Source organism: Bradyrhizobium diversitatis, assembly GCF_016031635.1.
Lineage (GTDB): Bacteria > Pseudomonadota > Alphaproteobacteria > Rhizobiales > Xanthobacteraceae > Bradyrhizobium > Bradyrhizobium diversitatis.
This window is the reverse complement of the sequence record NZ_JACEGD010000006.1, coordinates 255686-281056: the sequence shown is the minus strand read 5'-3', so window position 1 is coordinate 281056 and position 25371 is coordinate 255686. Positions and strand designations below refer to the sequence as shown.

The following is a 25371-nucleotide window of genomic DNA, read 5'->3' as shown; positions in this document are numbered from 1 at the left end:
GGTCGCGGTGGCGTCATCAGGTCTTCGTCAAGTCTTGGGCGGGGTCTCCCAATACATCTCGTCCAGCGGAGACATCATGCCCCAGATCGTGGTGGGAAGGCCGCCGAGCCCCTTGCTGAACGCGTTGTAGTATGGCGACACGTTGATGTAGTAGATCGGCGCATCCTGAACCACGATCTTCTGGAACTCGGAATAGAGCGCCTTTCGCTTCTCCGGCGAGGTCTCCACTGCTGCCGCCTGCAGCAGTTCATCGACCTTTGGATTGCTGTATTGCTGGGTGTTGGACCAGATGATGCCCTTGCGGATGTTGGAAGACAGATAGGTCCGGTTGACCCCGATGACGGGATCGCCCCAGTTGTAGACGGTGTCCATGGTCAGATCGAAATCGAAGTTCGAAACGCGCTGCGCCCAGGTCGGAAAGTCGGGCGCCGCCCGCACCTCGAGATTGATGCCGACCCGCTTCATCTGCGAGCGGAGATATTCGGCAACGTTGCGCTGCTGCTCGTCGCCGCCGGGAATATAGTCGATGGTGAGTGCGAAGCGCGAACCATCGGCCCCCTTCGGATAGCCCGCGGAGTCCAGCAGCGCCGCCGACTTGGCATAGTCGACCTTGTAGGGCTCGACGTTCGCCTCGGCGAGCGGTGAATCCGGCGCGATCGGCCCGAATGCGGGAGCAGCCTTGCCGCCCATCAGTTTGGAGACGATGAAGTCGCGATTGGCCGCGTACGCGATAGCCTGACGAACGCGGACGTCGTCGAGCGGCTTCTTCCTGGTGTTGAAGGCGAGCCAGTTGAGCGGACCGATACCGGCAAAGCCCTTGTCGGTCACGACGATGTTCGGCGCCTTCTGCAGGCGGTCGATATCGCGAACGCCTGCGACGAACGACAGGGCCTGGACGTCGCCCCGCTCCATCGAGACCAGGGCGGCATTCCCATCCGAAACCAGCCGAACCACGATCTTGTCGAGCTTGGGGCGGCCGGGCATGAAGAACTTGTCGAACTTCTCCAGCGTGTAGTATTCGCCCTGCTTGTATTCGATCAGCTTGAAGGGCCCGGAGCCGATCGGCTTGAGATTGGCAGGATGCGTCTTCAGATCCTGACCGTCACCGTAGATGTGTTTCGGCAGGATCGGCATCAGCGCCGGGGACATCGCCAGCAGCAGCGAGGGGCTGGGGTGTGACAGCCGAATGATCGCTGTTGCCGGATCCGGCGTATCGACCTTTTCCACCGCCGCCAGCATGGTCTGGAACGGATGGTTGGCCTTGATCGCCATGATCGAGAAGGCGACATCCTCCGATGTCACGGGTTTGCCGTCGTGGAACACGGCATTCTTGACGAGATGCAGGGTCACCGACAGCCCGTCGGGCGCGACCTCCCAGGACTGGGCCAGATAGGGCTGCGGCTTCCAGTTCTCGTCATAGCGCAGCGGGCTCGCGAAGATCTGTGCCGTCGGCATGGCCGTCGCCATGCCCGACTGCACCGCGCCGTTGAAGTGGCGTGGCACCTGGGTGGTGGCCACAACGAGGGTATTGCTGCCCGCCGCTTGGGCTCGCGCAGCAGGTGACGCAGCGGCGGCCGCAACGAGACCAAGGGCTCCCAGTACGAATGTCCGTCTGATCAACATGGCTCTATCCCCCTGTTCGATTTGATCGTCGGCAAGTCGAGGTCGTGCATCGATCGATATCCGTTCGTCGTCATGCAGCGGCCGATACGGCCAGTGCACGATCGAGAATGGCGTCCAGTTCATGATCTGCCGGGAGATCAACGGTCCCGACGCCCACCAGCACGATCGCGTCCGCGCCCTGCCCGGCGTCGCGCTCGGGCTGCGCCAGCGACCAGGTCCGCGACACCATCTGGAACACCTGCGGCCGTGCTTGGTCGCCGATCCGGCAGACACCCTTCAATCGCAGCAGTTGCGGCGGCAACGCGTTCACCGCCGCGGCCAACAGATCGCGGTCGAAGCTGCCGGCGCGCCGATAGGTCCAGCGCCTGAACTCGCCTTCGTGATCGACGTCCCCATCGACGGAAACGGCGCGAAACCGCGGCGCCTCGCGTCGGCCGAACACAACGGTGTCCTGCACCCCATCCGGGAGGATCTCGATCTGGATGTCCTGTCGCACCGCGCGGATCGCACTGCGCGCCGCCTCCATCTGCTTATCGGTTACCAGATCGCGCTTGCTGAGCAGCGCCACATCGCACTTTGTGAACTGGTTGCGGACCGTCTCGCCGACCTGGCGATCCTTGATCAGGGCCGCGATCCGGCTTGCATCGGCGAGCACGACCACGCCATCGAGCCGCAGCGCCGGCTCGACCAGCGCGATCTCGGCGATGCGCCAGGGATCGCCGACCCCACTCGCCTCGATCACGATGCGCTCGAAACGCCCGCTTTCGTCAAGCAGGCCGCCGAGCGTTTCCAGAAAGCCTGAACCGATGCTGCAGCAGACGCAACCATTGGTCAGCGACATCGTGGTGCCGTCGTGGCTCTCGATGAGGGCCGCATCGATATTGATCTCGCCGAAATCGTTCACCAGCACCGCGCAACGCGAACGACCGTTCGCCAGCAGCCGATTGAGCAGCGTCGTCTTGCCGGCGCCGAGAAAGCCTCCAATCACCGTGACCGGGATGGGCGCGGACCGGATCATGCGCGCGGAGCTTTCCTGACATGGCCGCCGACGACCGTGCCCCACACGGGCACGTCCTTCAGCCCGGCGGGAGCGACCGCGAGCGGATCGTCATCCAGGACGGCGAAGTCCGCAAATTTGCCGCACTCGATGCTGCCGATCAGGTGATCAAGCTTCAGTGTGTAGGCGGCGCCGATCGTGATCGCAGCGAGGGCCTGCTCGACGCCGAGAGCTTCCGTCTCGGTCCCGAGCTTGCGGCCTGACGACGAGACCCGATTGACCGCGCACCAGGCGGTAAACAGCGGCGAAAGCGGCGTGACCGGTGCATCCGAGTGGATCGCGAACGGAACGCCGCTGCGCAGAGCGGTACCGGTCGCATCCAGTCTCCCGGCGCGCTCCGGCCCCATTGTCAGATCGTGGTGGGAGTCACCCCAGTAGAACAGGTGGTTGGCGAAAAGATTGACGCAGACGCCGAGCGCCTTCATGCGCCGGAACTGCGCGGCATCTGCCATCTGGCAATGCTGCAGGGTGTGGCGGTGATCCGCGCGGGGCGTCGCAGCCAGCGCCTTCTCGATGGCATCGAGCGCCAGCTCCGTGGCCTCATCTCCATTGGTGTGGATGTGAAGCTGAATGCCCGCCTTGTGATAGAGGTCGACCAGCCGTGGCAGATCCTCGGGCGCGATGTACCAAAGTCCGTTGGGGGCACCGTTGTGATAGCCGGGCCATCGTAGTCGGGCGGTGAAGCCCTGGATTGAGCCGTCCACGACCAGCTTGACGATACCGTAGTGCAGGCGGTCGTTGCCGTTCTCCCGTAATGTCGCGATCTTCGAGATCGCCTGCTCGGGCGTATGCGAGGCCGATGCCAATGCAGGCACCAACCGCACACCAAACTCGGGCGAATGGGTGGCCGCCGCGTAGAGCTCGATCGTCGGATCCGTGAGATCATTGTGCAGATCGGTGATCGTGGTCACGCCCTGCACGCAGGCGGACGCGGCATAGCGATCGACGTCGTGCATCGTAATGGCGGAGGACAACGGATTGCCGAGCACGCGGAAGACGCGAAACCGAGCGGCGATACCCTGCAGCTCTCCGCTGGCTAGACCGTCCTCGCCGGCGACAACGCCGGAAATCTCGATCGCGTGCAACAATTCGGCGCGCTCCAGCACCAGCGTGTTGACGTTGCTGATATGGAAGCTCGCATGGATCACCATGATCGGCCGCGTGGTCGAGACGCGATCGAGATCCCGCCGGGTCAGCATGCGTCCGCCGATATGCAGCGGATCGAAGCCCCAGGCGAACAGCGTTGCGTCGGGATCGCCGATTCTGGATTCGGCCTCCTGCAGCCGGGCGACTATCGCGTCGATGTCACGTACGCCCGATACGACCTTGCCTTCCGGCGAGCGACGATCAAACGCCCCGACATAGGGCAGCGACCACATCATGCCCTCCATGATGTGGCTGTGGCCCTCGACGAACCCGGGCAGCAGCACCTTGTCGCGGAAGCGGTCGTCGATCGCTCCGCCGGCGAATGGTGCAATCTCCGCAGCATTGCCGACCGCAACGATGCGGCCATCGCGCACCGCGACATGGGTCGCGAGCGGTCGCGACGGATTCATCGTCACGATCTTGCGGGCTGAGTATGCGACCGTCTCCGCGCTCACATTGAACTCCCAGATGTCACGCTATCGACCCTGGGATCTCGCGTGGGCTTAGACCAGCGCCAGATGCCATGCACAAATGGAGCCAGCCCATGCACGGCAGCGCGCCATTTTCGCCGGTATGGCGCGGTTTTTGCTTTGCTTTTTGTGTTTACGCGACCACCCTGGACAAGCCCCGATGGGAAAATTTGTACTCCTGCGGCAATCCGAAGCAACGGCACCCGCCGCCCCACCAAACGATGTCCTGTTCTGGGGATCGCTGTTCCAGGGCCTGGATCGGGGCGGCAGTTTCCTGCAGCTCCAGATCCGCCGGATGATCGTAACGGCCATCGAGGACGGCCGGCTGCCTCTCGGCGTGCGCATGCCGTCCAGCCGAGATCTTGCCGCGCTCCTCAAGGTCTCGCGCAATACCATCGTCATCGCCTATGAGCAGCTCGTCGACCAGAACTTCCTGGTCTCGCGCGAACGCAGCGGCTATTTCGTCGCCGGCCTGCCCAAGCAGATTGGCGAGGCCAAACTGCCTGCGACCGAGGCTTACAGCCGGCGCTGGACCGAGCGCTTCGCGCTCCAGCCTTCGGCGTTCCGCAACATCGTCAAGCCGCTCGACTGGCAGACCTACCCCTACCCCTTTATCTTCGGCCAGTTCGACCCGAGTCTGTTTCCTACCAACGATTGGCGCGAGAGCGCGCGCGCCGCGCTCAGCGTGCCCGAGATCAACAACTGGGCGCGCGACATGATCGACGGTGACGATCCCGCGCTGATCGAGCAATTGCAGCGGCAGGTGCTGCCGCGCCGCGGCATTCGCGCGCGCGCCGACGAGATCATGATCACGATCGGAGCGCAGCATGCCCTCTATTTGATCGCCAAGCTGTTCGTGCGGCCGACGACGACCATCGGCATGGAAGACCCGGGATATCCAGACGCCCGCAACATCTTCGGCATGATGACGTCGGACGTCGTTCCGCTGCGGGTCGATGACGACGGACTGGTGCCCGACGACGACTTTGCGCGCTGCTCGCTTGCCTATGTCACCGCCAGTCATCATTGCCCAACCACGGCTGCGATGTCGCGTGCGCGTCGAGACGAAATTCTGCGGGCGGCGCGGGACCGCGACATCGTCCTGATCGAGGACGACTATGAAAGCGAGCTGATCCCGGAAGGCGATGCGCTGCCGCCGCTGATGAGCCTCGACCAGGACCAGACCGTCCTCTACGTCGGCAGCCTCTCGAAAGCCCTGGCGCCAGGGTTGCGGCTCGGCTACGTCGTTGCGCCGGCGCCAGTGGTCCGCGAACTGCGGGCATTGCGGCGGCTGATGCTGCGGCATCCGCCTCTCAACAACCAGCGCGTCGCCGCGCTGTTCATCGGCCTCGGCCATTACCGCTCGCACCTGCAACAAGTCGGCCGCGTGCTGCTGGAGCGCGCCAGGCTGGTCGACGAATTGCTGCCACAGACGCTGCCGACATGCCGCTGGGCCCGCGGATCCGGCAGCACGAGCTATTGGATCTCCTGCCCTGACGGAACCGACAGCGCAAGGCTCTCGGAGGCCGCGCGCGCCGAAGGTGTTGTGATCGAGCCCGGCGACGTGTTTTCGATGAGCCCCGACGCGACACGGCATTGCTTCCGGCTCGGCTTCTCGTCGATCCGGACCGACCGGATCGCCGCCGGCATGGCAAAGCTCGGCGAAGTGTTCGCGCGACAGGGTTAGAACAGGTCGCTCACGCCCTTGATGGCGCTGCCCAGCGCCACCACGGCAAGGCTGGCGATCGATACGCGGCGATGCAGCCTGTCGCTGCCACGGTGAAAGCCGAGATCGCCGAGCCAGGTTCCGAACAACATGACCGGAACGCCAAGCGCGGTCAGCACCACCGTGCTCTGATTCAACAGCCCCAGCATGGCAATGCTGATGAGCGCGGCAATGGACGAGACCAGGAAGAACACCATCATCGAAGCGCGCGCCGCGACGCGGCCGAAGGGACCAGCGCTGTAATAGATGATGACCGGCGGCCCCGGCATCGCCGCCAGGCCGTTGAACAGGCCCGCGCTCATGCCGACCAATGCCGTGACGCTGCGCGATGGAGCCACCGCGAGGCGGAAGCCGGCATTGAGCGCCACAACCGCACCAGCCGTGATCATCGCGATCATGATGCGTGCGGCCGGCGCGGACGCCACGCGCAGAATGAGCGCGCCGAGCGGCGAGCCGATCACGCCGCCGATGACGAGCCAGCGCAGCGACGGCCAATGGCAGACGCGCGAGGCGCGCGGAAGATCGCCGAGACCGATGATGAGCTGAAGACACACCGCGACCGGAACCGATTGCATCGGCGGCATGAACAGCCCCAGCAGCGGCACCGCCGTCAGCGCGAAGCCGAAACCGGTGAAGCCGCGCACCAGAGCCGCCGCCAGGATCGACATCGCGGCGGCCAGCATCACGGCAGGCGTCGGGAGCGCCATTGCGGCGATATCGCGGATCGCGACCACGGCCTCTGGCATCGTCATCGTCGATGCAGGGCGAGAGAGGGGAGATTGGCGGCCATCGCCGGATATCAACAGGCCGGAACTTCGCTGCGGAAGTGCCAGCTGCCTCCGCCTCGCCATGCCAGTCTGGCCGTAGAGCCCGTGCAGTCTGGTTCTACGGCCACCTCCTCACCGCGTGGCATGTCCAGATGCTCCCATCAGGCTGTAGCGGCGCGCGTTGGCGCGCGAGGATACCGGCATGCGCAACATCAATACCATCAGGCAAGAGCTGCTCGAAACCCTGTTCGCCGCCTTCAACCGGCACGACGGCGCGGGCGTAATGGCGTGCATGACCGAGGACATCGTGTTCGACACGGCCGCGGGTCCCGACATCTGCGGCCGACGGCTGGCCGGCGCGAGCGCGGTTCGGGCCGCTTTCGAGGCAACCTGGACCGGGATGCCCGATGTGAGCTGGGAGTGCACGCGGCACACTGTGTTCGGCGACCGCGCCGTCTCCGAATGGATTTTTCGCGCCACCTCGCCGGACGGTGCGCGCATCGAGGTCGAGGGCTGCGATCTCTTCGGATTCCGCGGCGAGAGGATCTGCACCAAGAGCGCCTTCCGCAAGGACAGGCCGGCGCAGCCGGCCGCGCAGCGGAGCGACGCGCGATGAACGTGCACGCTGCGCCGCCAGCGGCGGCCTATGATCCGCACTATGACCCGCTGGTTTCCAGTGGTCCCGGCCGCAATCGGCAATATGCCCCGACCTACTGGATCGCCACGGCCGGCACACCTCCGCCGGACGACGGCCCGATCATGAACGACACGGTTGCCGACGTCGCAATCATCGGCTCGGGCTATACCGGGCTCGCCTGCGCGATCTTCCTTGCGCGCGAATACGGCATCAAGGCCGTCGTGCTCGAGGCCAATCGCGTCGCCTGGGGCTGTAGTACCCGGAATGGCGGCCAGGCGCAGAATGCCTCAGGCCGCCTGACGCGCTCGCAATGGATCAAGCGCTGGGGTCTCGATACCGCCAGGCGCATGCACGCCGAGATCACCGAAGGATTCGAGACCTTTGAAGAGCTCGTTCGCGCGAGCCCGGTCGACTGCGAGCCGCAGCGCGGCGGACACCTCTATATTGCCCATCGCCGGCGCAACCTCGACAAGATCGCAGCCGAATCGAAGGTCCTCAACGAGCTGTTCGGCTATGCGACGCGCGTCGTGTCACACGATGAGCTGCGCCGTGATTTCGTCGACGAAGCCGAGGCCGTCGGCGCGGTCCACGAGCCGCTCGGAACCGGGGTCCATCCGGCCAGGCTCGCGTTCGGCTACCTGCGCATGGCACGAGATCTCGGCGTGCGCGTACATACCGCGAGCCCGGTGCAGCGGATCGAACGGCATGACGGCGCATATCTTCTGCGCACGCCGGGCGGGACGGTGCGCGCTGCCGCGGTAGGGATCGCGACCGGCGCCTACACATCGCTCGGCCTGACGCCGGAGCTCGGCGGCCGCTGCATGCCGATCCTCTCCAATTCGCTGGTGACACGGCCGCTGACACGGGCCGAGATCGATGCGACCGGGTTCCGCACCAGGCAGGTGATCACGGACACCCGCACGCTTCGCTTCTACTACCGCCTGCTGCCGGACAATCGTCTCCAGATCGGCAGTCGCAGCGCGATCACCGGCGCGGACGCGGCCCACGACCGCCATCTTCAGCTCCTGATCGGTGGCCTTCACCGCAAATTCCCGCCGCTCGAAGGGATCGAAATCGACTACTCCTGGTGGGGCTGGGTCGACGTCAGCCATGACATGATGCCCCGCATCTTCCGGCCCGACGCAAAGCAGAAGCTGGTCTATGCACTCGGCTATGGCGGCAACGGCGTGTCCTATTCTGCGCAAGCGGGCCGCCGCATGGCCCAGATGCTCGCGGGCAAAACATTCAAAGGCCAAGAGCTGCCAATCTTCACCTCCCCGCTCCCGACGCATCCCTTCGCGCCATTCCGCCGTCTCGGTCAGCGCATGCTCTATCATTGGTATCATCTGCGCGATGAAGCCCGCTGATTGCCGGCATCCTTCACAGCTGCTGGCTAGCTGCAATCTCTACAGGGAGCCGGCGAGAAGCCTGGTGCGAACTCAATCCGCCGTGCTTTTGATCTCCCGGTGCACACGCGCCCTCGCAAGCGACTGAAATATTTGAACTCTCGCTCGCGTGAGCACAGGAACTGCGGCCGGCTCGAAAGACACGGAGCAGGCTGTTGGAACGGCCAGCGATGGCCACGGGCATCCCTCAGGATGGGCCAGAAGTGGAATCGGGTCCAGCCTCGGCGGGATCGGTCATCCCGACCGTGTGATAGGCACGGCCAAAATAGATCAGATTGTCGGTGCGGCCGGATCTTTGCAGCGCGACGACGCGGCAGAACAGCACATCGTGGGTGCCGACATTGACGACATCCGCAATCCGGCAGTCGAACGCCGCAGCACAGTCGGCCAGCACCGGCGCGCCGGTTGCGAGTGTGGACCACGCTGCTGCAGCAAACCGTTCCTCCGCTGGCACCTTGCCGCCGAACAGACGGGACAGTTGTTCGTGCCGCGCCGAGAGCACGTTGATGCACACCACCTTGTTGCGCGTCACACCGGCATAGGCCGAGGAGCCGCGGTTGATGCAGACCAGCAGCGTCGGCGGATCGTCAGTGACGCTGCAGATCGCGGAGGCCGTAAATCCGGTGCGGCCCGCGCCACCATCCGTCGTGACGATGCTGACGGCGGCACCAAGACAGGCCATCGCGTCACGGTAGTCCCGGGGAGCCACATCCTGCATCGATGTTCTCACCCCTCGATGGCAGGCGCGAAAGCGAGCTCGCACAGCACCTGTGCCAACACGGCGGCGCCGGCCGCGACATGATCGGGCTCGGCCCATTCGTGCTCGACATGGCTGGCGCCGTCGCGGCACGGGATGAAGATCATCGCAGCCGGACAGACTTTTGCGAGATGACGGGCATCGTGACCGGCGGCGGAGAGGATCGCCATGGCGGAATGCCCCTGCTCACGCGCGACCTTCGCGATGCTCGCGCGCAGGCGCGGATCGAACACGTTAGACGGCGCATCCACGAGCGGCGTCACCGTAACCGAGCACGGCGGGGCGGTCTCCTGGCAAAGAGTTTTGATGCGCGCGCCGGCCGCGTCGAGCACGGCATTGTCAGGGTGACGCAGATCGATGCTAAAGCTGACGCGCGATGCCACCACCGACGGCGCGTTCGGCACGACAGCGACCCGTCCGATGGTGAACTTGATATCGGCATCGATGGTGCCGATCTCGGCATGGAGCGCCGACGCCATCCGCGCAAAGGCCGCGAGCGCATCCCGCCTCTCCGACTGCGCCAGCGTGCCGGCGTGTCCTTCGCTCCCCTCAACCACCACCTGAAAGGTCTTCTTGCCCTGGATGCCGCTGACGACACCGATGGTGCAGTCGGCCGCTTCCAGCACTGGTCCCTGCTCGATGTGCAATTCGAGATAGGCGCCGACCGCGAAGCCGAGCGACCGATGCGGCAGATCGGGAAACGCCGCGTGAAGCCGGTCGAGCGCCTCGCCGACGCTGATGCCGTCCGCATCGCGCGCGGCGCGGATCGCGTCCAAGCCGCGCTCGCCGGTAAAGGCCTCCGAGCCCATCATGCCCGGCGCGAAGCGCGAGCCTTCTTCGTTCATCCAGGCGACGACGATGAGGTCGCGCATGGGCTTCTCGCCTTGCCCGGCGAGCGAGACGACCGCCTCCAACGCCGCCATCACACCAGCCGCGCCATCGAACTTGCCGCCAGTGGGTTGGCTATCGAGATGACTGCCAAGGAGAAGCGGCGGCGCAGTGCGATCGCGGCCAGCCAGCGTCAGGAACAGGTTTGCCGCGGCATCCGTCGACGGCGTCAAGCCCGCCTCGCCGGCCCAGTCGATGACGCGGCGCCAGGCCGCGATCTCGCCATCGCCCAATGCCTGGCGGTTGACCCCGCCGGCCGGCGTCGCGCCGATCTCGGCCAGTGCCATCAAGCGGGTCCAGAGCCGATCGGCGTCGATCAGGGGCTGGCTCGTCATCGACTACTTCGTGCGCATGATCTGGCCCGGCAGCGCGCGCGGATCGCGCGGCAGCCAGCGTCCGGCCTCGACCTCGGCGATGAACTCGGCAAGCAATGCGTTGAACGCCGCCGGCTCTTCCAGATTGAGCGTGTGGCCGGTCTTTGGGAAGACCGAGAGGCCGCAGGCGGGAATGGTCTTCTTCAGGAAGATGCCGGGCTGCAGGCAGTGATCGTCCTCGTCGCCGACGACGACCAGCGTCGGCACCATCATCTTTTTCAAGCCGTCTTCGAGATCGTAGAAGGATGGCCGGCGCGCCTGGACGCCGCGCATGGTGTTGGCGGCGCCGCGATCGGAATGGGTGGCGAGGCGATCGGCGAATTCCTGCCAGCCGCGCGGATCCTTGTTCTGGAACTGCACCCGGCTCGCGCCGAGCGCATAGATCTTGGCGAATTCCCTGGCGCCCTGCTTCTCGAAATTGTCGGCGACTTCGAGCGAGACGCCGCGAAAATATTCCTCGAACTCTTTCTCGCAGCCATAACCGGCACCAGCCACCGTGAGCGACAGCGCACGCTCCGGCGTACGCAAGCCGAAATGCACCGTGCAGAACCCGCCCATGGAAAGGCCGACGATGTGCGCCTTGTCGATTCCGAGCGCATCGAGCACGGCGATCGCATCGTCGGCGGCGATCGCCTGCGAATAGGCTCCCACGCTATCAGGTACGTCCGACGGCGGATAGCCGCGCGCGGCGTAGGTGATGCAGCGGTGGCGCCGGCTGAAATAACGCAGCTGCGGCTCCCAGCTTTGGTGATTGCCGCCGAATTCGTGGATGAAGAGGATCGGCGTACCCTCTCCCGCTTCTTCCACGTGCAGCTTCACGCCATCTTTTGCTGTGATCATCGTCATCGGCATCGTCCCTAGAATTGCGGCGGCAGGTCGTTGAGCGTGCGCGCCTGTGCGACCATCTCCGGCAACAACGTACAAAACTTCTCGACCCAGGCTTGCGGCACCGAAGTGCTGATCTTGACGAAGCGGTCGCCGAAGCGCTGGGTGTGATAGGTGCCCTGCCGGATCATGATGCCCTGCCGGCGATAGCATTCGACCAGCGCCTCCGGGCGGATGGCCGCCGCGATAGTTTCGAGCACAAGGAAGTTTCCGTGCGAGGGCATGATCGGCAGCGCCAGCCCGTCGATCCCGGCCGTCGCCTCCTGGATCATCGCCTTGTTGGCCCGGTCGGTGCTGCGGACCTTCTTCATCCATTCGGCCTTGACCGACAACCCCGCCTGCGCCGCGCGCTGGGCGATGACGCTGGCGCCGAGCACGCTGGTAGAGGTCTGCGCCAGTTCCTCGAACAGGTCGGACGCGGCGACGAGGGCTCCGATGCGCAGGCCCGCGAGCCCTAGCCATTTCGAAAAGCTGGTCGAGACCACCGAGCCTTTCGGGGCAACATGCAGCGCCGGGGTATGGCCGTCGGCAAAATCGCGATAGGTACAGTCGTGCACCAGCAGCGCGCCGCGATCGCGCGCGATCGCCGCAAAGCTCTCGATCTCCTCGCGGGTGTAGCGGATGCCGAGCGGATTGTTGGGATCGACGAGATAGATGATCGCGGTGCGCTCATCGACATTCGCCTTCAGTGCCTCGAGCGTCAGGCGGTAGTTGCAGGCGGGATCGTAGATCGGAATCTCGATCACCTCGGCGCCTTGCTGGCGCGCGAACAGGCACGGCCATTTCCAGGTCGGGTCGGTCGTGACCAGCGTGGTGCCGGGCTTGCAGCGCGCGCGGCAGATCATCGCCAGCGCGTTGACTCCGCCCTCGGTCACCAGCGCTTCCGCGCCGGGCGCGCCGAGATCGGCGACAATTGCAGCGCGCAGCGCCTCGAAGCCGAGCGGCGGCGCATAGGCATTGAACTCGCCGGCCTCGATCGAGCGCAGCATCGCCTCGCGCACGGCGGGATGGCTCTCGATATGGTTGGTGTTCTGGCCAAGCCAATAGAGCCCCGGCGTCGCCGAGAGCTCGTCGAAATAGCGGTTGCGGACCAGTGCCGCGGATTGAGATCCCGACATCGACGCCTCAGATCACCGAGCCGCGCGCGGCGATGCCGCCGTCGATCGTCACCACCGTGCCGGTGATGTAGCCGGACCGCGGCGAGGACAGGAAGGCGACGAGATCGGCGACCTCTTCCGAGGTGGCCGGCCGCTTGCCCGGATATTTGTCGAACAGCTCCTCCCAGCGGCCTTCGTCGCCGAGCATGTCGATCGCCTTGCGCTTCATGATCTTGAGCATGCGGTCGGTGGCCACCGGCCCCGGATTCACCGCAACGACGCGGACGCCGTGGTCGAGGCTGCGGCCGCCGAGCGCCTTGGTAAAGGACATCAGCGCCGCATTGCCGGTCGAGCCTGCGATATAGCTCGCGTCCCAGTTCTCACCGGAATTGCCGATGATATTGATGATGACACCGTCCTTGCCCTTCATGCGCGGATAATAGAGGCGCGACAGCGTGATGTAGCCGAACACCTTGAGATCGAAGCCGCGCCGCCAGGCGGCATCGTCGAGGATTTCAAGCGAGCCGGCCGGGATGTCGCCGGCATTGTTGATGAGGATGTCGATATCGCCGACCTCGGCTGCGAGCTTCTCCATTGCGGCTGTGCTCGACAGGTCGAGCGCATGGATCGTGATCTTCACGCCATGGCGGGCTTCGAGCTGCTTCTTGGCCTCCAGCATCGCCTCGCCGTTGCGGGCGGCGAGATGCAGATGACACCCCTCCGCCGCGAAGAGCTCGGCCACCGCCAGTCCAATTCCTTTCGACGCGCCGGTGATCAGGGCGGTCTTGTTCGTCAGCTTCAGGTCCACTCCGGGTCTCCAGGATGCAAGCTAGATATACAAAGTCTAGCAATTTGCATACCAAGAGGCCGAAGGTCATTCCAAGGCGGCTAGAAAGTCCAGGAGGTTGTCGCCGAGCAAGTTGACGTGGTCGCGCATCGCGCTGTGCGCCCGCTCGGGATCGTGGGCCTGGATCGCCTGCATGATCGCCTCGTGCTCGCGGACGGTGTCCGCGATCCGGTTCGGCATCCGCGTCACACGGCGGCGATAGGCGGCGACCTGGTTGCGCAGCTTGCGGGTCTGGTCGGCGAGGAACGTGTTGCGCGAGGCCTCGTAGATCGCTTCGTGGAATTCCTGGTTGATGTCGTAGAAGACGTCGATGTCGCCGGTCTCGCCTGCGGCAATAAGCCTCTGATGTATCTTGCCAATTTCGGAACCCCAGGCCTGGGACACGCGCCTTGCGGCAAGCCGCGCACAGAGCCCTTCGAGCTCCGCCATGACCTGAAACATCTCGATCAGCGCCTGCGCCTTAATGCTGCGGACAGTCGCCCCCTGCCGGCCGCGCAGCTCGACCAGGTTGTTGGCGGCCATCAGGCGGAACGCCTCCCGCACAGGCGTGCGCGAAACGCCAAAACGCTGGGCGATCTCCTGCTCGTCGAGCCGGCTGCCCGGCTCCAGATGACCGGCCGCGATCGCCCCTTCGAGCTTCTGGCGCAGGCTCTCGGCGAGCGTCACGCCCGGGCTCGCGGCAAGGGTTTCGTGCCCATTTTTGACGCGCTTGCCTCCGCCATGCGCACCAATATCCGCCATTATGTTTCTCCGACGTCAAATAACGTATACATCATGGCACTCTCACCCTAACGAAACGACCTACTTTCGGTCGGAGATGCCCGTGTCTCCGACCTATCCATCGTCGATCTCGCAAGTCTTATGCCTGATTTGCTCGGAAATGGCACTGGCACACGAGTTGCTAAGAGATTTCGACGCGGTCCGCTTTCGTATGCGAATGACCGCCGCCATTATACAAGGACACGCTGGTGCAGGCCGCTCGCCTCCCCGATCCCGGACCGACCATCGAAGCCCCGCAGGTTCACCCGAAGCCTGAGCCGCTGCTCGAGCTGCGCGCGATCAACAAGACCTTCGGCTCCGTCGCGGCACTCTCAGGACTTCAGGCGAACGTCGCCCCCGGCGAGTTCGTCACCGTCGTCGGCCCGAGCGGCTGCGGCAAGAGCACCCTTTTCAATATCGTTGCCGGGCTTGAGGAGCCCGATGCCGGCGGCATTCTGCGCTTCGAGGGCAAGAGCTGCCATGCCGCCGATCTGCTCGGCCGCGTCTCCTTCATGCCGCAGCGCGATTTGCTGTTTCCCTGGCGCAATGTCGTCGACAACGCCATCCTCGCACTCGAGGTCGAGGGCATGCCGCGCGAGCAGGCGCGTGCCAAGGCGCTGAAGATGCTGCCCGAGTTCGGGCTGGCCGGCTTCGAGAAGCAGTACCCCAATCAACTGTCCGGCGGCATGCGCCAGCGCGTCGCCCTGATGCGCACCTTCCTGTTCGAGCGTGACCTTATGCTGCTCGACGAGCCGTTCGGCGCGCTCGATGCGCTGACGCGGGCGATGATGCAGCGCTGGTTGCTCGACGTCTGGCAGAAATACCGACGCACCATTCTCTTCATCACCCACGACGTCGACGAGGCGATCTTCCTCGGCGACCGCGTGCTGGTCATGACGGCGCGTCCCGGCTCGGTGAAGCTCGAACAAATCGTCGACCTGCCCCGCCCGCGCCGGCCCGAGATCGTCACCTCCCCCGAATTCGTGCGCCTGAAGCGCACGCTGCTCGATGCGATCGAGGAGGAAAGCATGAAGTCGTTTCAATCCTCCATCGCGCAGGAGAAGTCGCAGTGAACGCGATGCCAGCGAAAGAACCGCAAGCCGCACCGCGCGGGATCGATCCGGCCGAATGGGATGCACGGATCAAGCTCGCCGCCTGCTATCGCATGGTCGCCAAGCTCGGCATGGACGATGTGATCTACAATCACATCTCCATGCGTGTGCCCGGCCATGACGATCAATTCCTGATCAATCCCTACGGCCTGTTGTTCGACGAGATCACGGCGTCGAGCCTGGTGAAAATCGACACCAAGGGAAACAAGCTGGACGACACCCCGCAGGCCGTCAACGTCGCCGCCTTTGTCATCCATGCTGCGATCCACACCTCGAATCACGATGCGGCCTGCGTGCTGCACACCCATTCCGACGCGAGCGTCGCGGTTTCAGGACAGGAGAACGGCCTGTTGCCGCTCAGCCAGTTCGCGATGCGCTTCTACGACCGCCAGGCCTTCCACGACTACGAAGGCGTCGCCATCGACCTCGACGAGCAGGTCCGCCTGGTTCGCGATCTCGGTCCGCACAAGGTGATGCTGATGCGTAACCACGGCATCCTCACCGTCGGCCGCACGCCGGGCGAGGCCTTCATGCTGCTCTATTATTTCGAGCGCGCCGCACGGATCCAGCTCCAGATGCAGGCGGCGGCCGCAGCCGGGGCCAAGCTCGTGATGCCGCCGCACGATGTCTGCGAGAAGGCCGCCCGCCAGTTCTGGGAATTGCAGGGCGACATCCTCGTGCCCGGCGAACGCGAATGGCCGGCGCTGATGCGCCAGCTTGACCGCACCGATCCATCCTATCGCAATTGATTTTCACCGCCTGGAGTATGACCATGTTGAGCCGTCGCCACGCCCTCTCCGTCCTCTCCGCCATCGCACTGGCGACCGGCTCGCTTGTCACGGCTGCGCCCGCCGCAGAGTTGCAGAAGGCAAGCCTGCGGCTGAAATGGCTGCCGCAGGCGCAATTCGCCGGCTTCTACGTCGCGGCGGCCAAGGGCTACTACAAGGCCGAGGGCATCGACCTCACCATCAATCCCGGCGGGCCCAATCTGCTGACCGAGAACCTGGTCGCAACCGGCGCCGACACATTTGGTTTGTCCGGCGGTACCGACAGCGTGTTCGCGGCCCGCGACAAGGGATTGCCGATCGTCTGCATCGGCGTGTCGCACCAGATCACGCCATTCATCTTCGTCGCCCGCAAGGACGGGCCGGTGAAGACGATCCAGGATTTCAAGGGCAAGACCGTCACCACCTGGTTCACCGGCGCCAACCATGTGCTCAACGGCATGCTGGCCAAGGAAGGCATCAAACCGGACGAGCTGAAGATCCAGCCGCAGCAGGTTTCGGTGACGCCGTTCGTCGATGGCAGCGTCGACGTCATCACGGCGACCTACTACAACGAGTTCTACACCATCCAGTCGCGCATGCCGAAGGACAGCCTGAAGACCTTCGTCGCCGAGGATTACGGCATCACCTTCCCCCGCGACACGCTGATCGTGGCCGAGACGACCGCCAAGGAGAAGCCGGAGCTGGTCAAGGCGTTCCTGCGCGCTTCGCTCAAGGGGTGGAAGGACGCATTCTCCGATCCCAAGGGTGCCGTCGACACCGTGATGGCCGCCGCCCCGACGCTCGATCGGACGCAGCAGGAGTTCATGCTCACGGAGGTTAAGCGCCTGATGACCGCAGGCGCGGCCGCCAAGAACGGCATGTTCTGGATCGACGCCGACGCGGTCAAGACCGCCCACGACTTCTTCCTGAAATATGGCGTGATCTCCAAGCCGCTGGATCTTGCCGCCGCCTATGATGCCAGCTTCATCCAGAGCGTCCCCGTGGCGGATCGGCTGCCGTGAGCGGCCCTGCCGCGACATCACTCAGTGAGGCCGCCGCCGCGACGCGGTCGATCACGATGCCGGATTCGCTGCGCAAGCTGGTCCGGCTCCTGCTCGGCCTCGCCATTGCGGCGGTGATCTGGGAAGGCGCGGTGATGCTGTTCGGTATCAGGCCCTATTACCTGCCGCGTCTCAGCACCATCCTGCTGGCGATGGCGGCGACGCCTCGGGCCTATGTCGACGGTTTCCTGCGCACGTTGGCGGAGACGCTGATTGGCTTTGCGTCCGGCGGCGCCTTCGGCGTGCTCATGGGCATCGTGTTCTTCCGCGTCCGCGCGCTGCGCGAAATGATCTTTCCGATCTTCGTGGTGTCGCAGACCATTCCGGTCATCGCCTTCGGCGCGCTGGTGGTGCTGTGGTTCGGCAACACGCTGCTCGCCAAGGCGATCATCGCATTCTACCTGACCTTCTTTCCGGTGACCGTTAATACGCTGCTCGGTCTCGAGACCGTCGATCCCAAGCAGGTCGCCCTGATGCGCAGCTTCGGCGCTTCCAATCGCCAGTTGCTACTGCGCCTGCAGCTGCCGACCGCACTGCCGCAGATCTTCGTGGCGCTGCGACTCGCTGCGTCACTGAGCCTCGTCGGCGCCATCGTCGGCGAATGGTTCGGCGACACCACCGGGCTCGGGGTGCTGCTGCTCCAGGCCATGTTCACCGAGAATGTCGTGGCGATCTGGGGCGCGCTGCTCGCCGCGGCCCTACTCGGCACAGGCTTCTATGCGGTGGTCGCCGCGGTGGAGCAGCGGCTCGTGTTCTGGAGCGCCGAGCAATGAGCCGTGCGCTCGCCTCTCCCTCGCTCGCCGTCCAGCGCGGCATTCTCGGCGCCGTCCTCCTGATCGCATGCTGGGAAGGCCTGGCGCGCGGACTGCATCTGCCAGCCTATGTTCTCCCCGCCGTCAGCGACATCCTCGTCGGCCTGTGGTCCAAGCGCGCCATTCTCATCGACGCCGCTGGCTACACGTTGCTCGAAGCGCTCGTCGGCTATGGGCTCGGCTGCCTGATCGGCATCGGCCTTGCCGTTGCCATCGCGCTGGTGCCGGCACTTCGCAGTGCAATCATGCCGCTTGCAACTGCGATCAATTCGGTGCCGGTGGTCGGCTATTCGCCGCTGATCCTGCTCTGGTTCGGCATCGGCGTCAGCTCGAAGATCGTGATGGTGGCGATGGCGGTGAGCTTCACCATTCTGCTGTCGATGCTGGCCGGGCTCGACCGTGTCGATCGCCGCGCCGTCGATCTCATGAAGAGTTTTGGCGCGGGCCGCTTTGGCGTGCTGTGGCGCCTGCGGCTGCCGACCGCCCTGCCGCTGCTGCTCGCCGGCATGCGCGTCTCCACGGTGCGCAGCGTGATCGTGGCGATCGTCACCGAAATGCTCGGCGCGCATGGCGGACTCGGCTGGGTGATCTATCAGGCCGTGCTCCAGATCGACTTCGTCCAGGTCTGGTCGGCGATCTTCGTCGCATCCGCGGCGAGCCTCGCCTTCTTCGGCCTGATCGGTTTCCTCGAACGCAAGATCCTGTTCTGGACATGACGCCAGGAAACACACCATGAAACGACAGATGCATCTCGGCCTGTTCATCCTCGGCACCGGCAGCCATGTCGCGGGCTGGCGTTATCCCGGTGCAGTCGACAGCTTTCAGGACTTTGCGGCAATCCAGGAGATCGGCCGCACCGCCGAGCGCGGCAAGTTCGACCTGATCTTCATGGGCGACAATCTCTATGCCGACGCCGCCGCCCATCCCTCCTACACGCTGCGGCTCGAGCCGCTGACGATGCTGGCGGCGCTGTCGACCTCGACCAGCCATATCGGGCTCGGCGCCACCGTCTCCACCACCTACAGCGATCCCTTCTCGGTCGCACGCGTGTTTGCTTCGCTGGATCACATCTCAAAGGGGCGCGCCGCATGGAACGCTGTGACAACGGCCAATCCGGCGACCGCGGCGAATTTCGGCACCACCCATCCCGACCACGCCCGCCGCTACGAGATGGCCGGTGAGTTCCTCGACGTGGTCAAGGGCCTGTGGGACGGCTGGGCGGATGACGCCATCGTCGCGGACCGCGCCAGCGGCGTCTACATCGACCCGGCGAAGCTTCGCCCGATCGACCATGACGGCGCGTTCTTCAAGGTCAAGGGCCCGCTCAACATCGGTCGCAGCCCGCAAGGCCGCCCCGTCGTGCTCCAGGCCGGCGGCTCCGAGGCCGGGCAAGCGCTTGCCGCGCGCACTGCCGACATCGTGTTCTCGGTGGTGCAGGATATCGAGGAAGCCAAGACCGGCTACGCCTCGCTGAAGACGCGCCTGCCGTCGTTCGGGCGCAGGCCGGAGGACGTCACGGTGCTGCCCGGCGTGATGCCCGTGGTCGGCCGCACCGACAAGGAAGCGTTCGAGAAGCTCAACGTGCTCCAGGGCTTCGTCAGCGGAAGCAACGCACTCGCCATCCTCTCGGACCGCTTCGGCCGCGACATGTCGGCCTACGATCTCGACGGGCCGATCCCCGATATCGCGCCGTCGGACAGCTATCACAGCTTTGCCAGCGTCATGCTCGCCAAGGGCCGCCGCGAGAACATGACGCTGCGCGACCTCTACAATCTCACCGCCGCCGCTCGCGGCCATTGGGTGCTGTGCGGTTCGGCCGAGCGCATCGCGGACACGCTCCAGCTTTGGTTCGAGGAGCATGCCGCCGACGGCTTCAACGTCATGCCGCCCTATTTCCACGAAGGGTTCGAAGATTTCGTCCAGCTCGTCGTGCCGATCCTGCAGGAGCGCGGGCTGTTCCGCAGCGATTATGAGGGGACAACATTGCGCGATCATCTCGGCCTCGCGCGGCCGGCGAACCCGTTCTTCGCGGCTTAGAGCACGCCGGCAGTTCGCAGTGCCTGCTCGAGTGCCTGCAACTCGTCGCGTGTCGCTGGCGGCTGCGGCGGCCGCGCCGCATCGCATGACAGGCGTCCGAGCAATTTCAGGCACGCCTTGAGCCGCACGGTCGCCCGCCCTCCGGGCGCCTCACGATAGATCGCGACCGCCAGAGGATACAGCTTCTCATGCGCGGCGCGCGCCCGCTCCCAATCGCCGGCCTCGGCGGCAGTCCAGAGGCCGACCACAAGCTCCGGCACGACGCAGGCGAGACTGACCTGGCTGCCGGCCGAGCCCACGATATAGCTCGTCATCAGATGCTCATCGCCCGAGCCGAGCACGACGAAGTCCGGTCGCAGTTTCCGGATCAGCCTGAGATTCCGTTCGTAGGCTGCGACCTCCCAGCTGCCCTCCTTCACCGCAACGAAGCGAGGATCGGCGGCAAGCCGCGTCAGCAGCGGCGGCGCGTAGGCCATCGCGCCCGCGCCGACGGGCGCAGCGTAAAGCATCAAGGGTACCGTCGTGGCATCGCGGATGTAGCGGTGATGTTCGATCACGCAATCATCGGCATGGCCGAGCGCCCAGCTGTTGGGAGGAAACACCAGAAGCCCGTCCGCGCCGGCCTGTTCCAGCGCAGCCGCCTCGCGCGCAGCCTCCAGGCTCGATTCATGGTTGACCCCGGAGACGATCAGGCAGTCCTTCGGTGCGTGCCGACGCGCCAGCTCCACCACGCGCCGCTTCTCGGACAGCGACAGCACGAAATTCTCGCCGGCGTGGCCGTTGACGAGGAGCCCATTGATGCCGGATGTGAATGCGACCGCGGTAAGATGGACTGCGAGCTGCGCCTCGTCGACCTCGAACTCTTGCGTCATCGGCAGGATGGTGGCGGCGTGAATGCCGCGCAGGCGATCGCTGAATGTCCGCATCGTGGCCGACATCGCCAGCTAGTGAATGATCTGGTCGAGGAACGTTCGCGCCCGCTCCGACCTCGGATGCTTGAAGAATTCCTCCGGCGCGGCCTGCTCGACCACCTTGCCCTCGTTCATGAACACGATGCGGTCGGCGACCTCGCGGGCAAAGCCCATCTCATGCGTCACGCACAGCATGGTCATGCCCTCCTCGGCGAGCTTCTTCATGGTCTCCAGCACCTCCTTGACCATCTCGGGATCGAGTGCGGAGGTCGGCTCGTCGAACAGCATGATCTTTGGCCGCATGCACAGCGCCCGCGCGATCGCGACGCGCTGCTGCTGACCGCCGGAGAGTTGTCCGGGAAATTTCGCCGCCTGGTCCGGAATCCGGACCTTGGTCAGGAAATGCATGGCGAGATCCTTGGCCCCGGCCTCGCTCATCCCGTTCGCGGTCATCGGCGCCAGGGTACAGTTCTCCAGCACCGTCATGTGCGGGAACAGATTAAAGCTCTGGAACACCATGCCGGTGTCCCGCCTGACCGCATCGATGTTCTTGCGCTGATGATCGAGCTCGACGCCGTTGACGTAGATCAGCCCTTCATCGTGCTTCTCGATGTGGTTGATGCAGCGGATGAGCGTCGACTTGCCCGAGCCCGAGGGACCGCAGACCACGATCTTCTCGCCCTTGGCGACCTTGAGATCGACCTCGTTCAACGCGGTGAAGTCGCCATAGTGCTTGTAGACCGCCTCCATGCGGACCGCAGGCACCCCACGGAGCTGCGGCTGCACTGTTGCACCTTCGGCCCTAGCCATCGATCTCTCGCTCATGCACGGGCCTCCACACTCGCCTGCGCAACCGGCGCGCTCGCTGCGACCCGCCTGGTTTTCGCGGCACTCGATCGACCGAAATGCTTCTCGAGCCGGCGTTGAACCGCATCCCAGACAGAGGTGAGGATCAGGTAATACGCCGTCGCAGCCGCATAGACCTCTAGGATCTGGAAATGCTCCTGCATCAGCATGTCGCTGCGGCGCATCAGCTCCTCAACCGAGATCACGGAAGCGAGCGAGGTTGCCTTCAACAGCGAGTTGATGGAGTTGCCGAGCGGCGGGATCATCAGCCGGAACGCCTGCGGCAGGGTCACACGGCGGAACGTGATCCAGGGCGACAGGCTGAGCGCCCAGGCGGCCTCGCGCTGGCCCGCCGACACCGCCATGAAGCCGCTGCGCACGATCTCGGCGAGATAGGCGGCCTCGTTGAGGATCAAGCCGACGAGCGCGCAGGTGATCACGCTGAACTTGATCCCCAGCTGCGGCAAGCCGCTGTAGATCACCACCAGCTGGATCAGGAGCGGCGTGCCGCGGAAGAACCAGATGTAGAAGCGTGCGGCGCCCGCGAGCACCGGATTGGACGACATGCGCAACAATGCGATGCCCATGCCGAGGATCAATCCGCCGACGACCGCCGCCACCGTCAAGCCGATGGTGACGAGCACTCCCTTCATCAGGAAGTAGTTGAAGAAGTAGCTGACGGCGGCCGTCGGACTGAAATGGCTCATCGGCTCGTCTCCGTGGGTATCAGGCCGGACCGGGGCCGGCGATCGCAAGCGGCTGGTCGGCCGGCATACTGGTCAGGCCGAACTTGTCGAACAGGGCTTGGTAGCTGCCGTCGGAGCGCATCGCGTTGAGCGCCTTGACGACGGTATCGGCGACCGTCTTGTTGCGGAAGCCAAGCGTGGTCCTGGCCGTGCCGAGCCCGCTCAGGACTTCCTTCACACGACCGCGGCCGACGAGATCGCGTGCCACGCTGTCGACCAGCAGCGCATTGTCAACCTGGCCCGCAAGCAGCGCGCTGACGACGTTGGTCGCAGTCGGGAACGTCCGCATCTCGACGGCCGCTCCGCCTTTCGCTACGCTGGCATCGCTGAGCTTCTTGAGCCAGTTCATCTGGTAGCTGCTGACCTCGACGGCGGATGATTTTCCGATCAGATCGTTTTCGGTAGCAATTTTTGTGCCGCTGTCGGGAGCCACCACGACCGAAATGGCCTGAATGGCGTAAGGCACCATGTACATCAGCTTGGAGCGCTCCTCGGTCCAGAACATGCCGGTATTCACGCCATCGATGCGCGCTGCGCCCAAGGCAGGAATCATCGCTGGAAAATCCATCCGGACGAGTTCGACCGGAAGGCACAACCGTTTGCCGAGCTCGGCGGCGAGCTCGACATTGAGGCCCTGCAGCTGGCCGTCCTTGTCGACGAATTGCTGCGGCGGATTGGTCGGGTTGATGGAGAGCTGCAATTTGCCGGGCGCAATCAGATTGCCATCGGTGATTGCGGGCGTACAGGCGGCATGCACCGCCGTGGATGCGAGAACGAGTGCGGCAGCCGCACCCAAGCGAAACAGTGTCGAGACCATGGATACCTCCAGTAAGACGCCAATGACCGATGCAGTTCCTCGCCCGGGATTCCCCTCGATGCTTGTTGGATGCGGCCGGCCGGATCTCGCGACACGGCCGGCAGCATCGTCCTTGATCCGCTTCAAACCGGTCCCGACATCGGCTTGAGCTGGATGCGCATGAAATTCTTCACCAGGGATTCGAACTGGCCGAATCCCTTCACTTTCAAAAACTCCGGCGTTTCGAACGCCCAGCGTCCTGCAACCTCGTACATGGCGGCGTATTTCGGCCCGTCGCCGACCGAGACGAAGCGCTTTGCCGACAACCAGCCGGGACAGGCGAGCAGATCCGGAAAATGCCTCTGCTCGTACCAGGCGTTGAACGCAGCCTCGTGCTCGGGATCGATGTCGACCCGCACGATGTGGATGAAGGCGTCGTCCGGCATCGGCTCGTCCCTCATGCTAGGTGCGGATGTCGCCGGCCGCGCGCGCCGCGCCGACGGTGGTTGCAATGGCATCGCACAGCGCTGGCAGAACCGGCAGCAGCGGCGGCCGCGGATCGGCGTTGCGGATCAGGCCGAGCGCCTTCAGCCCGACCTTCATGCGGGTGTGCATGTCCATGATCGGGGCAGGTCCGTAGATGGCGCGGACGATCGGATAGAGCCGCTCGTTGACGGCGCGCATCGTCTTGAGGTCGTCGGCCAGCGAGGCCTGCCAGAGCGCTGCGAACAGATACGGCGCGAGGCTGACAAGGCCGGAGAGAATGCCGTCACCGCCGACGGCGAGCTGCGGCAGAAACCAGTTGAAGTTCGACGGCAGGATCGCGACAGATGGATCCGCCTGCTTCACCGCTCGCCGGTTCTCGTCATAGGCCAGCATGGTGTCGCTGCCCTCCTTGATGGCGATGACGCTGTCGAGCGCAGCGATTTTCGCGAGTGTCTCCGGCGAATAGCCAAACCCGGACGCCAGCGGGTACTGGTAGATCGACACGGGAATTCCGATCGCGGAGCTGACCGCTTGCACGAAAGCCAGTGGCGCGCGTGAGGTCGCCGAAGCGCCGCCGCCTAGCGGCGCAGGCGGGAACAACACGGCGCAATCGGCGCCGGCCGCTTCCGCGAGCTGGGCCTGGTGGATCGCTTCCGCCGTCGAATGCGCGATGATGCCTGAAAGCAGCGGCTTGGCGCCGATCTGCCGGCGCGTCCGCTCGATCACGGCCTGACGTTCGTCGTCCGAAAGCGATCCGCCCTCGCCCGCGTGACCATTGACGAACACCGCCGCGATGCCATCAGGGCACGCGCAATAATCCAGCACGCGGGCATAGCCATCCCAGTCGATCGAGCTGTCGTTCCTGAACGGCAGCACGGTCGCCACCGTGACGCCACGCAGATCCGGTTTCTTCGTCGGCTTGCTCATGACGGTTTCCGCCGTGGGAATTTCAGGCTCGCCCGCGCCTTCAGCACTTCGAAGCCGCCCTCGTTGCGTGCGCTCGCCTCCCAGATGATCGTGCGGGTCTCGTCGTGCTGCTCGGCGATCCAGACATCGAAGATGAGCGTGTCGCCGTAGAACACGGGACCTGTGAACCAGAACCGGTCCTCCACGGAGACGCCGATCGTGCCGACCAGCTCAGAGGTGAGGATGCTCGTGCAGAGGCCGGCGACCATGATTCCTGGCGCCAGCCTACGGCCGAAGCGCGTCGCGCCGGCATAGACCTCGTCGACATGGACGGGGCCGAAATCACCGGTCGCAGCGATGTAGAGCGCGCCATCGGCCTCGGTGATGGTCTTGCTCAGGCTGACCCTGTCGTTGACCTTGAGATCGTCGAAGGACTTTGGCTCGTACATGGC

The 25371-nt window shown here is 64.8% G+C and carries 26 protein-coding genes; 9 read left to right on the top strand and 17 right to left on the bottom strand.

What is annotated here, in order from left to right; translation table 11 throughout:
- Positions 1 to 27: 27 nt before the first annotated feature.
- From H1B27_RS07905 to H1B27_RS07895, 3 genes are all read right to left on the bottom strand, one after another.
- Positions 28 to 1623 carry an ABC transporter substrate-binding protein gene (locus H1B27_RS07905; RefSeq protein WP_197965596.1) on the bottom strand — a complete coding sequence of 532 codons (1596 nt, stop codon included), beginning with the start codon at positions 1621 to 1623 and terminating at the stop codon, positions 28 to 30.
- A 70-nt stretch (positions 1624 to 1693) separates the two neighbouring features.
- Positions 1694 to 2641, bottom strand: a complete 948-nt coding sequence (locus H1B27_RS07900) for a CobW family GTP-binding protein (RefSeq protein WP_197965595.1) — start codon at positions 2639 to 2641, stop codon at positions 1694 to 1696.
- The gene (locus H1B27_RS07895) at positions 2638 to 4281 is read right to left on the bottom strand and encodes an amidohydrolase (protein WP_197965594.1); all 1644 of its coding nucleotides are present in this window, start codon (positions 4279 to 4281) and stop codon (positions 2638 to 2640) included. Before H1B27_RS07895 ends, H1B27_RS07900 begins: the two co-directional genes overlap by 4 nt.
- Before the next feature lie 175 nt (positions 4282 to 4456).
- Here H1B27_RS07895 and pdxR point away from each other — a divergent pair, with 175 nt between their 5' ends.
- Complete coding sequence (gene pdxR / locus H1B27_RS07890; RefSeq protein WP_197965593.1) at positions 4457 to 5983, top strand: MocR-like pyridoxine biosynthesis transcription factor PdxR; 1527 nt, start codon at positions 4457 to 4459, stop codon at positions 5981 to 5983.
- Here pdxR and H1B27_RS07885 read toward each other — a convergent pair.
- Positions 5980 to 6774 (bottom strand): sulfite exporter TauE/SafE family protein, encoded by a 795-nt coding sequence (locus tag H1B27_RS07885; RefSeq protein ID WP_245312174.1) that lies wholly within the window; start codon positions 6772 to 6774, stop codon positions 5980 to 5982. The genes pdxR and H1B27_RS07885 overlap by 4 nt on opposite strands.
- Positions 6775 to 6991: 217 nt before the next feature.
- Between H1B27_RS07885 and H1B27_RS07880 the strand changes: the two genes are divergently transcribed.
- Both H1B27_RS07880 and H1B27_RS07875 read left to right on the top strand, forming a co-directional pair.
- Positions 6992 to 7405 carry a nuclear transport factor 2 family protein gene (locus H1B27_RS07880; protein WP_197965592.1) on the top strand — a complete coding sequence of 138 codons (414 nt, stop codon included), beginning with the start codon at positions 6992 to 6994 and terminating at the stop codon, positions 7403 to 7405.
- On the top strand, positions 7402 to 8793 hold the full coding sequence (locus tag H1B27_RS07875) for an NAD(P)/FAD-dependent oxidoreductase (RefSeq protein WP_197965591.1): 1392 nt from the start codon (positions 7402 to 7404) through the stop codon (positions 8791 to 8793). The genes H1B27_RS07880 and H1B27_RS07875 overlap by 4 nt, the downstream gene beginning before the upstream one ends.
- A gap of 226 nt (positions 8794 to 9019) precedes the next feature.
- Here H1B27_RS07875 and H1B27_RS07870 read toward each other — a convergent pair whose 3' ends face one another.
- The 6 genes from H1B27_RS07870 to H1B27_RS07845 all read right to left on the bottom strand — a co-directional run bounded on the left by H1B27_RS07870 (position 9020) and on the right by H1B27_RS07845 (position 14421).
- Complete coding sequence (locus H1B27_RS07870) at positions 9020 to 9550, bottom strand: flavin reductase (protein WP_197965590.1); 531 nt, start codon at positions 9548 to 9550, stop codon at positions 9020 to 9022.
- Between the two features lie 8 nt (positions 9551 to 9558).
- Positions 9559 to 10812, bottom strand: coding sequence for a Zn-dependent hydrolase (locus H1B27_RS07865; RefSeq protein ID WP_197965589.1), 1254 nt, complete (start codon positions 10810 to 10812; stop codon positions 9559 to 9561).
- A gap of 3 nt (positions 10813 to 10815) precedes the next feature.
- Positions 10816 to 11697 (bottom strand): alpha/beta fold hydrolase, encoded by an 882-nt coding sequence (locus H1B27_RS07860; RefSeq protein ID WP_197965588.1) that lies wholly within the window; start codon positions 11695 to 11697, stop codon positions 10816 to 10818.
- 11 nt (positions 11698 to 11708) lie between these two features.
- Positions 11709 to 12854 (bottom strand): pyridoxal phosphate-dependent aminotransferase, encoded by a 1146-nt coding sequence (locus tag H1B27_RS07855; RefSeq protein WP_197965587.1) that lies wholly within the window; start codon positions 12852 to 12854, stop codon positions 11709 to 11711.
- Positions 12855 to 12861: 7 nt separating this feature from the next.
- Positions 12862 to 13641: an SDR family oxidoreductase gene (locus H1B27_RS07850; RefSeq protein ID WP_100231106.1), complete on the bottom strand. Its 780-nt coding sequence runs from the start codon at positions 13639 to 13641 to the stop codon at positions 12862 to 12864.
- A 66-nt stretch (positions 13642 to 13707) separates the two neighbouring features.
- A complete protein-coding gene (locus H1B27_RS07845; protein WP_197965586.1) occupies positions 13708 to 14421 on the bottom strand; it encodes a GntR family transcriptional regulator in 714 nt (237 codons plus the stop codon).
- A gap of 227 nt (positions 14422 to 14648) precedes the next feature.
- On the opposite strand from H1B27_RS07845, the gene H1B27_RS07840 reads away from it, so the two are divergent.
- From H1B27_RS07840 to H1B27_RS07815, 6 genes are read left to right on the top strand one after another with little or no spacing between them, the layout of a single operon-like run.
- Complete coding sequence (locus tag H1B27_RS07840; protein WP_082822213.1) at positions 14649 to 15512, top strand: ABC transporter ATP-binding protein; 864 nt, start codon at positions 14649 to 14651, stop codon at positions 15510 to 15512.
- A complete protein-coding gene (locus tag H1B27_RS07835) occupies positions 15509 to 16300 on the top strand; it encodes a class II aldolase/adducin family protein (RefSeq protein ID WP_197965585.1) in 792 nt (263 codons plus the stop codon). The genes H1B27_RS07840 and H1B27_RS07835 overlap by 4 nt, the downstream gene beginning before the upstream one ends.
- Before the next feature lie 23 nt (positions 16301 to 16323).
- Positions 16324 to 17340 (top strand): ABC transporter substrate-binding protein, encoded by a 1017-nt coding sequence (locus H1B27_RS07830; RefSeq protein ID WP_197965584.1) that lies wholly within the window; start codon positions 16324 to 16326, stop codon positions 17338 to 17340.
- Positions 17337 to 18152, top strand: a complete 816-nt coding sequence (locus H1B27_RS07825) for an ABC transporter permease (protein WP_197965583.1) — start codon at positions 17337 to 17339, stop codon at positions 18150 to 18152. Before H1B27_RS07830 ends, H1B27_RS07825 begins: the two co-directional genes overlap by 4 nt.
- Complete coding sequence (locus H1B27_RS07820; RefSeq protein WP_197965582.1) at positions 18149 to 18907, top strand: ABC transporter permease; 759 nt, start codon at positions 18149 to 18151, stop codon at positions 18905 to 18907. The genes H1B27_RS07825 and H1B27_RS07820 overlap by 4 nt, the downstream gene beginning before the upstream one ends.
- A gap of 16 nt (positions 18908 to 18923) precedes the next feature.
- Complete coding sequence (locus tag H1B27_RS07815; protein ID WP_061882214.1) at positions 18924 to 20228, top strand: LLM class flavin-dependent oxidoreductase; 1305 nt, start codon at positions 18924 to 18926, stop codon at positions 20226 to 20228.
- Here the strand turns inward: H1B27_RS07815 and H1B27_RS07810 are convergent.
- The 7 genes from H1B27_RS07810 to H1B27_RS07780 all read right to left on the bottom strand — a co-directional run bounded on the left by H1B27_RS07810 (position 20225) and on the right by H1B27_RS07780 (position 25368).
- Positions 20225 to 21154 (bottom strand): dihydrodipicolinate synthase family protein, encoded by a 930-nt coding sequence (locus H1B27_RS07810; RefSeq protein WP_246515251.1) that lies wholly within the window; start codon positions 21152 to 21154, stop codon positions 20225 to 20227. The two genes, H1B27_RS07815 and H1B27_RS07810, sit on opposite strands and share 4 nt — an antisense overlap.
- A gap of 18 nt (positions 21155 to 21172) precedes the next feature.
- Positions 21173 to 21964, bottom strand: coding sequence for an amino acid ABC transporter ATP-binding protein (locus H1B27_RS07805; RefSeq protein ID WP_376708972.1), 792 nt, complete (start codon positions 21962 to 21964; stop codon positions 21173 to 21175).
- Positions 21961 to 22692, bottom strand: coding sequence for an amino acid ABC transporter permease (locus tag H1B27_RS07800; protein ID WP_197965580.1), 732 nt, complete (start codon positions 22690 to 22692; stop codon positions 21961 to 21963). The genes H1B27_RS07805 and H1B27_RS07800 overlap by 4 nt, the downstream gene beginning before the upstream one ends.
- 19 nt (positions 22693 to 22711) lie before the next feature.
- A complete protein-coding gene (locus H1B27_RS07795; RefSeq protein WP_197965579.1) occupies positions 22712 to 23548 on the bottom strand; it encodes an ABC transporter substrate-binding protein in 837 nt (278 codons plus the stop codon).
- A 122-nt stretch (positions 23549 to 23670) separates the two neighbouring features.
- A complete protein-coding gene (locus tag H1B27_RS07790) occupies positions 23671 to 23973 on the bottom strand; it encodes a DUF4286 family protein (protein WP_246515249.1) in 303 nt (100 codons plus the stop codon).
- A 16-nt stretch (positions 23974 to 23989) separates the two neighbouring features.
- Positions 23990 to 24940, bottom strand: coding sequence for a dihydrodipicolinate synthase family protein (locus H1B27_RS07785; protein ID WP_197965577.1), 951 nt, complete (start codon positions 24938 to 24940; stop codon positions 23990 to 23992).
- Positions 24937 to 25368: a MaoC family dehydratase gene (locus H1B27_RS07780; RefSeq protein WP_197965576.1), complete on the bottom strand. Its 432-nt coding sequence runs from the start codon at positions 25366 to 25368 to the stop codon at positions 24937 to 24939. Before H1B27_RS07780 ends, H1B27_RS07785 begins: the two co-directional genes overlap by 4 nt.
- Positions 25369 to 25371 lie beyond the last annotated feature (3 nt).